This window comes from Algoriphagus sp. (assembly GCF_030694375.1).
In the GTDB taxonomy this organism is placed as follows: Bacteria; Bacteroidota; Bacteroidia; order Cytophagales; family Cyclobacteriaceae; genus Algoriphagus.
Window position 1 is genome coordinate 350,355 of sequence record NZ_JAUXYL010000038.1, and the last position, 15,138, is coordinate 365,492.

The 15,138-nt window shown below is 40.5% G+C and carries 14 protein-coding genes and 1 pseudogene; 12 read left to right on the forward strand and 3 right to left on the reverse strand.

Going from position 1 to position 15,138, the window contains the following annotated elements; genetic code table 11:
* Positions 1-24: 24 nt before the first annotated feature.
* The 7 genes and pseudogenes from Q8M62_RS13325 to Q8M62_RS13355 all read left to right on the forward strand — a co-directional run bounded on the left by Q8M62_RS13325 (position 25) and on the right by Q8M62_RS13355 (position 8,721).
* Entirely contained in the window at positions 25-618 is a 594-nt protein-coding gene (locus Q8M62_RS13325; protein ID WP_200820542.1) for a TetR/AcrR family transcriptional regulator, read from the forward strand.
* A gap of 71 nt (positions 619-689) precedes the next feature.
* Positions 690-1,724: an efflux RND transporter periplasmic adaptor subunit gene (locus Q8M62_RS13330; protein WP_103923946.1), complete on the forward strand. Its 1,035-nt coding sequence runs from the start codon at positions 690-692 to the stop codon at positions 1,722-1,724.
* A gap of 4 nt (positions 1,725-1,728) precedes the next feature.
* Positions 1,729-4,803, forward strand: a complete 3,075-nt coding sequence (locus tag Q8M62_RS13335) for an efflux RND transporter permease subunit (protein WP_014773264.1) — start codon at positions 1,729-1,731, stop codon at positions 4,801-4,803.
* An 11-nt stretch (positions 4,804-4,814) separates the two neighbouring features.
* Entirely contained in the window at positions 4,815-6,185 is a 1,371-nt protein-coding gene (locus Q8M62_RS13340) for a TolC family protein (RefSeq protein ID WP_014773265.1), read from the forward strand.
* A gap of 86 nt (positions 6,186-6,271) precedes the next feature.
* Entirely contained in the window at positions 6,272-7,138 is an 867-nt protein-coding gene (locus Q8M62_RS13345; RefSeq protein ID WP_014773266.1) for a patatin-like phospholipase family protein, read from the forward strand.
* Between the two features lie 10 nt (positions 7,139-7,148).
* Entirely contained in the window at positions 7,149-7,379 is a 231-nt protein-coding gene (locus Q8M62_RS13350) for a hypothetical protein (RefSeq protein WP_014773267.1), read from the forward strand.
* Positions 7,380-7,506: 127 nt separating this feature from the next.
* A pseudogene (locus tag Q8M62_RS13355) lies at positions 7,507-8,721 on the forward strand (IS256 family transposase).
* Between the two features lie 260 nt (positions 8,722-8,981).
* Here the strand turns inward: Q8M62_RS13355 and Q8M62_RS13360 are convergent.
* The 3 genes from Q8M62_RS13360 to Q8M62_RS13370 form a co-directional block, all read right to left on the reverse strand.
* Positions 8,982-9,251, reverse strand: coding sequence for a hypothetical protein (locus tag Q8M62_RS13360; protein ID WP_014773269.1), 270 nt, complete (start codon positions 9,249-9,251; stop codon positions 8,982-8,984).
* A gap of 7 nt (positions 9,252-9,258) precedes the next feature.
* Positions 9,259-10,005: a ParA family protein gene (locus Q8M62_RS13365; protein WP_103923800.1), complete on the reverse strand. Its 747-nt coding sequence runs from the start codon at positions 10,003-10,005 to the stop codon at positions 9,259-9,261.
* A gap of 68 nt (positions 10,006-10,073) precedes the next feature.
* Entirely contained in the window at positions 10,074-10,481 is a 408-nt protein-coding gene (locus Q8M62_RS13370) for a helix-turn-helix domain-containing protein (RefSeq protein ID WP_103923801.1), read from the reverse strand.
* 689 nt (positions 10,482-11,170) lie between these two features.
* Between Q8M62_RS13370 and Q8M62_RS13375 the strand changes: the two genes are divergently transcribed.
* The 5 genes from Q8M62_RS13375 to Q8M62_RS13395 all read left to right on the forward strand — a co-directional run bounded on the left by Q8M62_RS13375 (position 11,171) and on the right by Q8M62_RS13395 (position 15,137).
* Positions 11,171-11,740, forward strand: a complete 570-nt coding sequence (locus tag Q8M62_RS13375) for a GNAT family N-acetyltransferase (RefSeq protein WP_103923802.1) — start codon at positions 11,171-11,173, stop codon at positions 11,738-11,740.
* Positions 11,737-12,657: a helix-turn-helix transcriptional regulator gene (locus tag Q8M62_RS13380; RefSeq protein ID WP_103923803.1), complete on the forward strand. Its 921-nt coding sequence runs from the start codon at positions 11,737-11,739 to the stop codon at positions 12,655-12,657. Before Q8M62_RS13375 ends, Q8M62_RS13380 begins: the two co-directional genes overlap by 4 nt.
* 152 nt (positions 12,658-12,809) lie before the next feature.
* On the forward strand, positions 12,810-13,175 hold the full coding sequence (locus Q8M62_RS13385; RefSeq protein WP_103923804.1) for a plasmid mobilization relaxosome protein MobC: 366 nt from the start codon (positions 12,810-12,812) through the stop codon (positions 13,173-13,175).
* Positions 13,172-14,500, forward strand: a complete 1,329-nt coding sequence (locus Q8M62_RS13390; protein ID WP_103923805.1) for a relaxase/mobilization nuclease domain-containing protein — start codon at positions 13,172-13,174, stop codon at positions 14,498-14,500. The genes Q8M62_RS13385 and Q8M62_RS13390 overlap by 4 nt, the downstream gene beginning before the upstream one ends.
* Positions 14,484-15,137: a ParA family protein gene (locus Q8M62_RS13395; protein ID WP_246388494.1), complete on the forward strand. Its 654-nt coding sequence runs from the start codon at positions 14,484-14,486 to the stop codon at positions 15,135-15,137. Before Q8M62_RS13390 ends, Q8M62_RS13395 begins: the two co-directional genes overlap by 17 nt.
* Position 15,138 lies beyond the last annotated feature (1 nt).

The following is a 15,138-nucleotide window of genomic DNA, read 5'->3' on the forward strand; positions in this document are numbered from 1 at the left end:
CGATAAATAGTTTGGGAAGAAACAATGGAAACAACAATGGACATTAAAGACGATGTAAGTGAGGTCATCCTAAATTCCGCTAAAACCATCTTTGCCAGATATGGTTTTAAGAAAACCACAATGGATGAAATAGCTCATGCTTCAAGAAAAGGCAAAAGTTCCATCTATCATTACTTCAAAAGCAAAGAAGATATTTTCAAGGCAATCGTTGAAAAGGAATCGGATGTGTTAAGTGCTGCCATAGCAAAAGCAATCAATGCAGAAACTACCTCTGAAAAAAAAATACGGGCTTATGTTTTAACAAGAATGAAAGTTATTAACAAATTAACCAATCTATACAGTGCTTTAAAAGATGAATATCTGGAGCATTACAGTTTCATTGAAAATGTCAGAGTGAAGTATGACACCGAAGAGGTTAACACCATCAAAGGAATATTGAAGACGGGTGTTGAAGAAGGTGATTTTAAAATAGAAGACATCAACCTCACCGCCTTTGCCCTGGTCACAGCACTGAAGGGTTTAGAATATCCTTTATTCATTAAAAACAATTATGCAAAAACAGAAAATCGGTTTGAAGGATTGCTGAACGTGCTTTTTTATGGAATCATAGCGAGGTAATTTTTTTTTAACCCATTATCGACCAAAAAACTAAAATAGTCTAATTGTAATTAATAGAACTAACAATGAATATGAAAGTCAATAAACTGCACATCGCTCTTTGGTTTTCCGTTATCCTGGCCGGATGCTCGTCAGGAGAGAATACATCATCGGAAAGTGCGAAGCACATTTCCCTTAATGTTAAAACAGAAGAAGTAATTCAATTTAAAGGAAGCCATACAGTTGGGTATTCCGGGGTTGTGGTGCCAAAGAAAAATACACCACTCAGTTTCTCGGTGCCGGGAACCGTTTCGAAAATAGCAGTAGAAGAAGGACAGCAGGTAAACAAAGGCCAGTTGCTGGCACAACTAAATCCATCGACTATGGAGAACACCTACCAGATGGCATTTCAAAAATTACAACAGGCACAGGATGCGTATAACCGGTTAATGCCGATGCATGAAAATGGTACCCTGTCTGAAATAAAATGGGTGGAGGTAGAAACAGGATTAAGTCAGGCAAAATCGGCTACAGCCATTGCAAAAAAAGGACTTGACGATACAAAACTATATGCTTTTACAGCGGGTGTGATAGGTAAAAAATCGATTCAGGAGGGAGAGAATGTATTTCCAAATATTACAGTTTTTGAATTATTCGACATCAGTAAAGTATATGTAAAAATTCCCGTACCAGAAGATGAGATCAGTTCGTTCAAAAAGGGAGATCAGGCCATCATTACTGTTGGAGCTATCTCTAAAACAATCACCGGTATTGTAAGAGAAATTGGTGTTTCGGCTGATATATTTTCACACTCCTATCCGGTAAGACTTGAAGTTGACAATTCTGATTTAGCCATTAAGCCGGGTATGGTTTGTACAGTCAACTTTGCAACCCAAAACAAGGCGACCGGTGTTCTTATCTCTAACAAAGCAATGCAGCAGGATTTACAAGGGACGCAGTTTGTATATGTGATAGAAAATAACACGGCTCAAAAGCGAGCGGTGAAAACCATTGCTTTAATCGACCAAAAAATTCTGGTCAGCGGAAATTTGAAAGAAGGTGATAAAATCATTGTGGCAGGGCAAGACAAACTTCGCCAGGGCTCACAGGTAAACATTATAAAATAGCATCATGACGACACATAAGTTTAATGTCATAGAATTGGCTATGAGGTATAAGCAAATAGCCATTACCATAACAAGTCTGTTGGTGTTGTTTGGTATATTTTCTCTTTGGGTAATGCCCCGAAATGAATTTCCTGAGTTCATCATTCGACAGGGATTGATCATCGGTGTATTTCCGGGGGCTACTTCCGAACAGGTGGAAGACCAATTAGCCACCAAAGTGGAAAGTTTTCTTTACGGTTTTAAAGAAGTAAACCGGGAGAAAACGTATTCCATATCCAGAGAAGGAATGTTGGTTGTGTTTGTGGAAGTAAACAACAACGTAAAAGACCCTGATGGCTTTTGGGATAAAATAAAATTCGGCCTCAGCGAATTAAAATTACAGTTGCCACCGCAGGTACTTGCGCTGATTGCCAACAATGATTTTGGCGATACAGCCGCTTTGCTACTTACCATACAATCAGAAAGCAAAACCTATAAAGAGCTGGAGAAAGAATTGAAAATTATCGAAACGGAATTGCGAAAAATAAAGGCCGTTTCTAAAGTAAAACACTACGGAATTCAACAGGAACAGATAGCCATTTATCTGGATAATGCTAAACTGGCTTATTACGGTGTGCGTCCTATTACGGTGCTTGCCGCCATGCAATTGGAGGGTGCTGTGTATTACGGTGGCGAACTCAATAATTCAGAATTGATTACACCGATACATATTCCAGCAAATTTCAAATCGGAAGAAGACATTAAAAACCAAATCGTGTATGCCGATCCTGCTGGTAACATCATCCGGATGAAAGATATTGCTACTGTAGTTAGAAAATATAAGGAACCTGACTCTTTCATAAAAAACAATGGGGCAAAAAGCTTGCTGGTGTCATTGGAAATGCAACCTGGCAACAACATTGTTGATTTTGGGAAACAGGTGGATCAATCCCTCGCTTCCATCCGGACTAAAATTTCTTCTGATGTAAATCTGGATAAGATTGCTGATATGCCAACAGCCGTAGATCGTTCCATTATTCATTTCCTGAAAGAATTTTTCATTGCTATTATCGCTGTGATCATCGTTACGATGTTGTTATTGCCTTTACGGGTAGCTGCGGTTGCCGGCGTAACGATCCCCATTACCATTTTTATAACCGTAGGCATTTTATATTTATTAGGTGTTGAACTACACACCGTTTCGCTTGCAGGATTAATCGTTGTATTAGGCATGGTGGTGGATAATGCCATTGTTGTTATTGATAGTCATGTAGAAAAATTAGATCATGGCGAAACGCCCTGGGATGCTGCCTGGAAAAGTGCGACAGAACTTTTTGTTCCGGTATTTTCTGCTACCCTTGCCATTATCGCTACCTATGTTCCTTTGGTATTTTTCTTATCTGGAATGACCGGTGATTTTGTTGGTTCTCTGCCTGTTACCATTGGTGTGGCCTTGTTTACGTCTATGCTGGTGGCCTACTTTCTGGTTCCTTACATGAGCTATGTATTTATCAAAAAAGGAGTCAGGAAAGGAGAAGCGGAAGAAGCAAAAGCCGATAAGAAGTCACTACTCGATTGGGTGCAACAGTTTTATAATAGCACACTCGAAAGTGCCTTCAGAGGACCAAAGCTGACCATGCTGGTAGGCTTACTCTCCATTTTATTAGGCGGAGCAATCATGGCACTGTTGCCACGACAGTTATTTCCAAAAGTGGAGAGGAATCAGTTTGCCGTAGAAATTTATCTACCGGAAGGATACACACTTGCCCAAACAGTTGCTGTTGCCGATAGTATGGAGGTATTGCTCATGAGTGATAGTCGGGTGGTTAATGTAGCCTCCTTCATGGGTACCAGCTCACCACGTTTCCACACTACCTACGCACCTAATTTCCCATCAAAAAATTATGCGCAGTTGGTAGTCAATACCATAACAGCCGACGATGCCGTGGCAATATTGGATGAATATGAAGCAAAACGCAATATTTTTCCAAATGCCTATGTGCGCATGAAACAATTGGATATGCTGAGCACAACCGCTCCGATTGAAGTACGGATTTCCGGTAACAACATTGATTCCATAAAAGCCATCGCTGAAAATGTAAAAAGTATAATGCAACAAAACGATGCTGTTATATGGGCGCGTACGGATTATCTTAATAAAAGGCAGGGTGTGCGTGTAGATGTGAATGATGAACTCGCCAACCGGTTAGGGTTGACCCGAGGACTAATCGCCTCTTCAATAGCATCTGGTTTCTCTGGGATACCTATAGGTACAGTTTGGGAAGGAGATTATCCGGTAGATGTGAAGGTCATTAATCCAATCGATAAAAGAGATGGTTTTGATGATATCGAAAATCAAAATGTAACATCCCTGTTTTTGAGTGCCACAGTTCCTGTGCGACAGGTAACTACCATAACCACCGACTGGAGCGAAGGGCAAATTATCCGCAGGAACGGTGTACGAACTATTACGGTGCGAGCGGATGTAAAAAGAGGGGTGCTACCTTATAAAATATTAGCTGAACTAAAGCCGGAACTCAAAAAAATAAAAACAGGTTCCGATGTTCAACTCACGTATGGCGGTGAGGAGGAAAGTGAATTGGAAAATTATACACCGCTGAGCAAAGCCATGCTGGCAGGCGTAATGTTGATTTATTTTATTTTGCTTTTCCAGTTTAAGCGATCGAGATTAGTCTTTTTAGTGATGCTGACCATGCCTTTAAGTTTTCTGGGTGCGGCTATGGGTTTAGTACTTACCGGTTATCCTTTTGGGCTTACCTCCTTCCTCGGAATAATGAGCCTTATGGGTATCGTCGTGCGCAATGGCATTATCCTGATTGATTATGCTGAAGAGCTCCGCAACAAGAACGGAATGTTATTGGCGGAAGCAGCGGTGGCTGCCGGTAAGCGTAGAATGCGCCCCATATTTCTCACTTCTTTTGCGGCTGCCGTTGGCGTGGTGCCGATGATTGTAAGTGGCTCATCTCTTTGGGGGCCTTTAGGTGCTGTAGTTTGCTTTGGACTGCTGATATCCATGATACTTACCTTGTATGTGCTGCCTGTGATGTATCATCAATCACTTAAGAAATCAATTGCTTAAAATTCTTTAGAATGAAAAAGATAATTATCATAGCTGCCACTTTATTTCTCATAACAGAAGGATACAGCCAGACAACGCTGAGCCTACAAGAAAGTAAAGACTTGGCGATTAAAAATAATGTACACATTAAAAACAGTGCATTGGAAATGGAGATGGCTCAGGAGGTAAAGAAAAATGCTTTTACCAACTACTTTCCTAAAGTAAGTGCAACAGCATTTGCTATGCGTGCGATGGACCCCATCATTAAATTCAATATGCCGGGAGGAAATTTGCCGGTATATGACGGCAATCCGGCTAACCTCGCAACGGCAACAGAGTTTGCTTATTTTCCAGGTTTAAACCTCCAGCTTTTAGATAGAGCAACGGTTGGATTACTCAATATAACCCAACCCATTTTTGTTGGTGGAAAAATCAGCAACGGAAATAAACTCGCCCAATTGGGAGTTGACGTAAAAGAGAAGCAACAACAATTAAGTTTAAATGAAACGCTATTAAAAACAGAACAACAATACTGGCAGATTGTAGTGCTTCAGGAAAAAGAAAAGACCATCGCACAATATGAAGCGTTGTTAAACGATGTAAGCAAGCAAGTAAAGGATGCCTTCAAATCAGGGTTAATTATTAAAAACGATGCGTTGAAAGTACAGATAAAGCAAAGTGAACTTAGAACCAATAAAAGCAAACTGCAAAGCGGCAAGCAGTTAGCGATTAGGCAGTTCTGTCAAACCATCGGTATAGTGTATGACTCAGCGCTGGTATTGCAGGAAGATTTGCAAAACATACAATTGCCAAACACTTATTACACCGATATCGAAGCTGCATTACCAAACCGGGCAGAATATCAGTTGTTGCAGCAATCGGTAAAAGCAGAGCAGTTACAAACTAAAATGAAAAGGGGCGATTATATGCCTCAGTTAGCTGTAGGTGCTGCTGGTTATTCCTTCAACAGCTATTACGAAGGAACTAATACTACTACCAATGGTTTGGTTTATGGCACAGTGTCTATACCCATTTCCGATTGGTGGGGAGGCTCGCACGCCATCAAGGAACATAAAATCAAGGAACAAATTGCCGAGAACACTTTCAATGATACCAAAGGTTTATTAAAGCTTCAGATGGAAAAAGCCTGGACTGATGTAAACGAATCTTATCGTCAAATTATAATGATGGAAGAAACTGTAAAGCAAACCGATGAGAATCTGAAAGTAATGCAGACCAGTTATAACAGTGGTGTTGTCACCCTTTCGGACTTACTGGAAGCACAAGCACTGCAAACAGAAACTGCTGATAAATTGATTGAAGCCAAAACTCAATATCAACTGGCAATATCAACCTATTTACAAGTTACCGGTACCAGTAGAGAGGTTAAGAACATGCGTTAAAGCAATGCTATTTGTACTCAAAAGTAGAAATGGCTAACCATCTGGATTAAATGATAGAATAGAAATTAATGAATGAATTTTAAAAGATGAAAAGGAAAGTATCATTAGTATTATCAAGTGGCGGCTCAAGAGGGCTGGCTCATATTGGTGCTATTAATGAATTGGAGAAACAAGGGTTTGAAATATCCTCTATTTCGGGATCTTCTATAGGCGCTGTTATTGGCGGACTCCACGCGATGGGTAAATTACCCGAATACACCGATTGGGTAAAAACAATAAACCGACAGGTAATCTGGGGACTTTTGGATTTTGCTTTGTCAACCTCCGGGTTACTGAAAGGGGATAAAGTATTTGACAAAATGAAAACAATTATCCCCGACATGAACATTGAGGAGATGCGTATTCCTTTTGCGGCTGTAGCTACTGATCTGCTGAACGAACGCGAAATGATTTTTAAATCGGGTAGTTTTTATGAGGCCATTCGGGCATCGGTAGCAATTCCAACCGTTTTTATACCGGTTATGTATAAGAACTTATTGCTGGTAGACGGGGGGGTGTTAAATCCGGTTCCCATTGAGTATGTAGAACGTAAACAGGATTACATTCTTGTTGTGGTAAATCTATACGGAGATAAAAAAAATGAATTAAACAAAAATGTTTTGCCAAATAACAATTCGAACGATAACCAGCTTAATGGCCTCATGAAAAATATGGCCAAACTGGTTTCATCAGGAGATAAAGGAAGTTTAGGTTATTATTCTATGTTAACCACAACCACTGCTGCTATGATACATAAAATTGCCAGGCAGCATATTGAAAGGTACAAACCGGATATCTTAATCAATATCCCTAATGATTCGGCCAATACCTTCGACTTTCATAAAGCAGATGAACTGATAAAAATAGGGGAAATGGTTGCCAGTGAACAAATAACAAAGTATAGAATATTATAATTATTAAGAGATGGGAAGCTATTCTAAACTCCGTAAAATTATTCATGTTTTTCATCTCTATGGGATCAATTTATTGGGAAAAAGAAAATATGACAACTTCTATCAAGAGCTAAAAATGGATAAGGTTTTTGTATTAGGGCTAATCTTCGAGTTGGAACTTGTTACCAAAAATCAACTTAATGATGAAGATGCGTATTCAGCCCAGGTTCCAGCTTATATTATAGAAAAATTGATTAAATAATTAAAACACATTGACATGAGTGCACAAAAGAAATACAAAATGTATGAAAATCCGATAATGGAATTTCTATCGATCGAGTGTGTAATCTTAACTCTGTCTAAAGCTTTGAATTTTAAGATAGAGCAGTATGAAAGAACAAGAATCAGCATTCAAGAAAAAAGTATTAAAACAGTTTTTATCAGGTGACAACCTGTTCCGAAAGGACGGAGCCTTAGCGCCGATACTCAAAGAGTTTTTGGAAGAGGCGCTCCACGCAGAGATGGAAGAGCATCTTCGGGATGAAGAAAATGGTTGGTCATCGGGCAACAAGCGAAACGGCACGGGCAACAAGATTGTCAAGAGTAACCTGGGAGAAGTAACGATCGAGACCCCACAGGACCGAAAAAGTGGCTTTGAGCCTAAAATAGTGAAAAAAAGGCAGCGCATATTAGCCGACAGTCTGGAAGACCAGATCCGCCCTGTATGGCATGGGAGGCAGTATGTGGGATATATCAGCCCATATCCGGGAGATGTATATACAGAGGTCTCCACCGAAGTGATCAGCGGGATTACAGACCGGGTGGTCCCAAAGGTGAAAGAATGGCAGAGCCGTCCTTTAGAGGATGTATATTGTATCGTATGGCTTGATGCGATGCACTTCAAGGTGCGGGAAGATGGTAAGGTGAGGCATAAGGCCCTGTACAATGTTTTGGGTATCAACAAATAAGGGAAGAAAGAGCTGTTGGGCATGTTTCTTTCTGAAAGTGAGGGGGCCAACTTCTGGCTCCAGGTCCTAAGTGACCTGCAGCACCGTGGGGTAAAGGATATCCTGATCGCCTGTACAGATAACCTGACGGGATTCCCTGAAGCAATCCATTCTATTTTCCCTAAGGCTGAGGTACAGCTCTGTATCGTCCACCAGATCCGCAACAGCCTGAAGTATGTAGCTAGTAAGGAGCAGAAGGAGCTTGCCGCTGACCTGAAACTTATCTATGGGGCAGATACCAAAGACGGGGCAGAGTCTGCCCTGTTGGACCTGGAAGAAAAGTGGGGGAAGAAATACCCTGTGGTGGTCCGTTCATGGAACAGCAACTGGGAACGTCTTAGTGCCTATTTTGCCTATACCAAACCCAACAGAAAGATCATTTATACCACCAACGCGGTTGAAGGCTATCACCGGCAGGTTAGGAAAGTCACCAAAATAAAAGGGGCTTTCACAAGTGATATGGCACTGCTGAAACTGGTGTATCTTGCTGCAAAGAGGATCGAACGGAAATGGACGGCCCCTATCCATAACTGGGGGTTGACAGTCCAACAGTTTGCCATTAGATTTGAGGGGAGGTTAGTTTTGGACGCGGAATAAAATAATTATTTAGTTCCCTTCTCTTGGGTTACCCCAAGAGAAGGGAAGGACAGAGTTCGGCTAACACTCCCCTCCCACATTGTATAAACGTAATTAGGGCTGAAGTGCTTGATTAGCCTTTTTCTACAAATTAATTTTTTACATGTGCGTGTCTTTGTTCAAAAAACCGTATTAAAATCAAGCAAAACGTAAAGTCTTTCATAAGAAACAAAGCCATCCTTTCAGGTGGCTTTAATTGTGCAAAAAGGAGTAACCTTTTCCTAAATCCCATAATGCTTAGCAACCGCCGTCAGAATCATATCTCTCATTGAAGCCTTGGTTTCCCTACCTATCTCATATTTTAACTTATCGAACATATCAGTTGGAATCCGGAGTGAGTAGATTTTCACATCTTCTGTGTCAAACTCTTTGCTTGATGATTTTTCTTTTTGTTGTATCTCAGATTCAGGGTTGATCAGCATTCCGAGACCTCTTTGTTTTGCGCCAAGGTTTTTGTTTCCCTTGCTAGGATCGTTCAGTTTCTTCGCCATATTTTTATCAGTTTAACTTGCTTAAAATTTCATCGACCAGCAGTTCATAATCCTTAGCTCCGTTCGAGTCTGGTGCATAGTCAAATATGCTTTGTCCCTGCAGCTGTGCTTCGGCCAATGCTACGTTGATTCGGATTTTGGTGTCGAACACTTTATCCTGGAGATCCTCGGTGAGTTTCTCCACAATGGTTTTGGTCAGGATTCGGTTTGGGTTGATTTGGGTAATAAACACTCCACCGATTTCCAATTTATCGTTTAGGTTGTCCCGGACTTCTTTCACTATGCCCAAAAGCCGGTCCACTCCTTTGTAAGCAAAGTACTCTCCTTGTAATGGTAGCAAAATGGTGTCACTCGCTACCATGGCATTGACGGTCAATAACCCAACCGAAGGAGGGCAGTCAATGATGATGTAGTCGTATTCTGAGCGGATAGGCTTTAGGAGTTTATGGAGGATTTGCTCTCTTCCAATTTTGGATACAATCTCCATTTCAGCTCCCAACAGATCGATGGAGGAGGGAACCAAGTCCAGGTTTTCGGAGACATTAAGGATCGGTAACTTTTTATTCTCCCGAATGGAATCATAAACAGATAATTCAGGATCACCTTTTCCCAGTCCCTCAGTCAGGTTTGCTTGGGAATCGATATCCAACAACAAAACTTTGAAACCTTTTTTGGCAAGCCCAGCACCGATGTTTATGGAGGAGGTGGTTTTACCAGTTCCTCCCTTGTGATTCATGATGGAGATTGTTTTCATGGCTCTTTGGTTTTAACTAAAGATATGAAAACATTTTTCCATAAAAAAGTATTTATATAAATATGTATTTACTTTTGATTAATTCTGGTTTCCAAGTTCTCGATGATCAGGTTCTTTGATCGCACCAATTCACTGTATGAGTTATTCTCAGCAGCTAGGCGTTTCACTTCATTTTGAAGTCTTTCGATTTCTGCTTGGAGCCGGTCAAAAAAGTTTTGCTCGCTCCCTAGTTTGTCCGAGTCCATTTCACTATCCTCGATGGTGGTAATAAACATTTCTCCCTCACCCGTAGCTAACCAACTTAGGTTGATGTTATGTTCTCGCTTTAGGAGGATCTTAATCTTTCCAGAAACGTTGTTCTTGCCTCGTTCTATGTCTGAATATCCTGCCTGAGTCAAGCCCAAAGAAGCCCCGAAATCTGCTTGGGTTTCTTTTAAGAATTTCCGGATGATTTTTAGGCGTTGATTTTCAGTCATTTATGAGTGATTCTTATTTTTAAACGATAAATTTTTTTAATAATATAGCAAAACCATATATTTTTAAAAATAGATATATTCAAAAGGAATTATCCGTTGGTCTTTTCGGATTGTTCGATTGGGATGATCTTCCAGACCTTTTCATTAGTTGATATCTTAAGTTCAGAGCCTAAATCAAGAAAGTGTTATCTGTGAAATTGAATATAGTCCTTTTTCTGTTTTGCAGATCATAACTTGATCCTCTAAGGCAAATATATACATACAAATGTATTTTGTGAGGCAATTATTGGTTTTCTGAATATATACATATCTGTATATCTATATATAGATATGTACAGATATAGGAATATTTCGATGTCTTTTTTCAAGTGATAAAAGCATCATTCTGGTTTTGAAAAATGGGCTTGATTTAATCTCAGGCCATGAATTTTAGCACCTTTTTTTCCTCGCGGGAAAGTGGTGGGTTTGAGGAATGTTGAAGAAATATCTTTGCTTTTTTCAGCATGTAAAATTGAAAGAGCGTGTTGAGGAACCTTTTGCGTGTTCCTTGCAAGTTGTGTATTTGTGACACAAATTCTGCCGAATTTTTTTCACAAACACGCACTTGCCATTCCGATGTTTCTTTGCTGAATCATTCAAAATGGAGGGATTTAACCTCGCAACTCGGTAAAATTTAAATTGACTGAACCATGAGAAAATTCATTGAACAGGATCGAGAAAAAGTCATTACTATTTTAGTGAATTCTTTTGAAGGCAATAAATCGGTTGATTTTGTGGTTGGTAATTCGGCCACTTCCAGGAGAATTTTGATGGAGTACAGTTTGGCAAACTGTCTGGAAAACGGAGAGGTGTATATCTCCGAAAGTGGAAAATCATGCGTCTTGATCAAGTATTCTAACCGAAAGCGAAAGTCTTTTAATCTATGGATTTGGGACTTAAAACTGGCTCTCCAGGGAATTGGAATTTCAAAAATTTCGAAGGTGCTCAAAAGGGAATCAAGCATCGAAAGGGTCCAACCAAATGAGCCATTTCTTTACGTTTGGTTTATCGGTGTAGAGCCAGAGAACCAAGGTAAAGGAGAAGGATCTATGCTTCTCAAATCTGTACTCGAGTTGGCGAAGAAAAAGAACCTACCTGTCTGCCTGGAAACTTCCACCGAGCGAAATTTCAGATGGTATGAGAATTTCGGATTCTCAGTTTATGCATCTTCCGATGAATTTGGTTTTCCATTTTACTTCTACAAAAAGGATTTGCTATGACAGTGTTTGGAACTGACATGCATCTGGCGACATTTATTTTTGTCGTGTGTGAGGTGCTATTTTTTGTTTCTCAGTTGGTTTTATATCTCCAAAATCCTGCTGAAAAGAATCGACAATACTATTTGATCCTTTTGGGATTGTTGATCATCTACAATATTGCAGGTGGCTTGTTCCCAGATCCAGAGCTCCCTATTTCATTGAATCTTCAGATCAACTTGGCTTATGGAACCGGGTTTGTAATGGGAGCATATTTTCCATACTATTTTTATCGGGTTTTCGAACTGGATGATTTGAGGTGGAATGCGCGAATTGGGGTCTGGATATTCTTAATAGCTCCATTCCTGCTTTTCTTTTGTATTGGGCTTCCATTACTGGGTGATCTTCCCGCAACCATTTGGTATGGATTGGCGATCCCTTTGGTTTATGCGATTTATCTGATCGTGATCATTTTTCTGAGTATTAGAAAGAAATTTGAGGGGTCTCAAAATTCACTGGAAGCAATTTTGACTTATTCTGCGGCGGTGCCTTGGGTATTGCTGCCAGTTTTTAGCTATGTCGATGCTTCCCAATTTGTGGAAGTAATTTGCACAAATGGTGGCTTTATCATCATTACTTTTTTGTTTATCCGAAAGATGATCTTCGAAAACAGAAAGGTATTTGCAAAAATCAATGATACCGACCAGAGGCCACCGATTGATCCCAGTACTTTTTTCGGCCAACGATGTGCTGAATTGGGCTTTACCAAGCGAGAGTGCGAAGTGGTTGAGAAAGTAGCCCAAGGACTTACTAGCAAAGAAATCGCAGAAGTACTTTTTATTTCAGAAAGAACAGTCAACAAACACCTTCAGACGATTTTTAAAAAGGCGGACAGCAAAAACCGAGTTGAGCTGATCAACGCCCTAAACTCCTATTCATAAAACAGATTTTAAGGGACGAACCCATTGATTAAGCATATCTGCGTATAGGCGATTTTCTATACGCAGATATGCCTATTTATCGCATTTACGCAGTTCTAGGTATTTTTTTTCGCCTAGAGAATCCAATTCTTTACCCCCATCAACATGTAGCCATGAAGGAGAAAAGAGAAAATCTCTCTTGGGTATCTGTCAGGTTAAAGCCGGATGTTTTTACCCGATTGAAGGAGGAAAGTAGGTCCCTTGGTGTGTCTTTGAGTCACTTGATCAGAATGAAGCTTAGCTCTGAAACGATCAAGATCATTGACACCAAGGGAATCCTAAATGCAATTGATAAGGTGGTTGCCGAACAGGCTAGGGTTAACAATAATATCAACCAGTTGGCCAAGCATGCCAATACGTATCGAGACAAAATTTCCCCGGAGATTTTTCTGAATCACACCAAACAGATGGCCAAGCATCTTGAGCATAGGGACTTCATGAACAAGTTTTTGAAACAGATTTATCAGGCAATCAAATGAGAGTTAAAATCCTTTCCAGCGCAAGTTCATTTAATGGGGTGACCTACAACACGAACAAAACCCAAAATGAAAAGGGAGAGCTGACTAGGCTCCGGAATTTTGGGTATTTGCAGGACACCAAGGATGTGGGGCCGAATGAGGTGAAAAATTACCTGATAACTCATTCGAACAGAAATGCACTCGTCAAGGACAAGCAGTTTCATGCCATGATCAGCTGCAAGGGCAGGGAGTATTCCAAAGAAGAGCTGACAGAAATCGCCCATGAATGGATAGATAAAATGGGCTATGGGAATAACCCTTTCCTGATCGTTTTTCACAAGGATACGGCAAATAACCACGTTCATATTGTGTCATCGAGAATTGATCGGGATGGCAAAAAGATCAGTGATTCATTTGAGAAGCTAAGGGCACAAGAAGCAATCAATGAGATCATGAGACTCAATCCCAAGCATGAAGCAGTGAAAGCTGCGGATAGCTTGATGGAGTTTCGCTTCAGTACCAAAGCCCAAGGATTCTTAATCCTCGAAAACTTGGGATTCAAGGTGAGGGAAAAAGGTGAGCAGATAGAATTGATCAAATATGGTTCAGTTCAAGGTCAGATTCCTGTTTCAGAATTCAACCAAAAGATCCAATCCTATCAATTGGATAAGGATCGAGCAAAACAGCTGAAAGCGATTTTGGATAGATATTCCAAGGTCTACCAAACTAAGCTCACTTGTCTATTTGAACCTAAACCCGGCGGTAAAAAAGGAAACCAAACCGGGTATCGATCGGATCTAGGTGATTTTATACGGGATAAATTTGGGGTTCAGCTCGTATTCCATGGCAAAGATGGAAAAAGGCCTTATGGTTATTCCCTGATTGACCATGCCAATAAGATCATTTTTAAAGGCATTGAAGTATTCCCAATCCAGCGATTTTTTGAACAGGAAGGTGAACGTAAATCCTATCAATCCCAGAAACCGAACAAGGATAAGCCGATCGATTTGATCGAGGCAAAAGTAAGGCTCCAATCTGCTCTCAATGATTTCTCGACAGTTCGGCAAGGCTTGGAACACCACGCTTTGAAGTTGGAGAATAGAGATGGGAATTCTTACCTGAAAACAGCCCAAGGAGATATCGCTGCCAGTGACATTCTTTCTGCCGAGCAGCAGCTGGCATTAAGTCAATACTTCCAAGATAGCGAAGCCCATAGAGCCATACAGAGTCAAGAGATTTTTGACCTGGTTCTTGTACTCCAAATCGCCAATGACATCGATGATGAAGCTGTGCACGGTAGGAAAAGAAGCAAAAAGCGCAAGGGAGACAATGAAATCACTAGATAAAAAGATAGCCATGATCATTCTATTCGCAAACCAAAAAGGTGGAGTGGGAAAAAGTACGCTCGCGGTGCTGTTTTCAAATTTTGCCGTCCAGAAAAGGAAAAGAAAGGTGAAAGTCTTTGATATGGACTTTCAACAGTCACTTTACAACAAGTATCTCAATTCGGACCTCTTAGAAAATGAGAAGTTGTATGAAGTTGAGCTATCGAATATTCCAGGATTCAAGTCTATCCAGAAAAGAGCTGCTCAAGATCCTAAAATTCTCACCGTGATTGATCTTGCTGGGAGAATGGATGACGACAACCTGGTGCCGGTACTCAAGGAGTCTGAATTGATCATCTGCCCTTTTTGCTACGATGAATACAGCGTCACCAGCACGTTTGAATTTTGCTACGTGGTCAAAAAGGTGAATCCTGAAAGCCGGATTATCCTAATCCCCAACAGAGTCAAAACATCAGTCAAATACGAAACCTTGGAGAGCGTCAATCAGGCACTTGGCCAGTTTGGTGAATTGACCTCCCCGGTATCGGATCGGATAGACTTCCAAAGACTCACTACCTCCTACACTCCGGAATCGCTTGTGCCTATCCTGGATCCCATTTTCAACAAATTATTTGATGACCATATAGAAGCAGATTAGC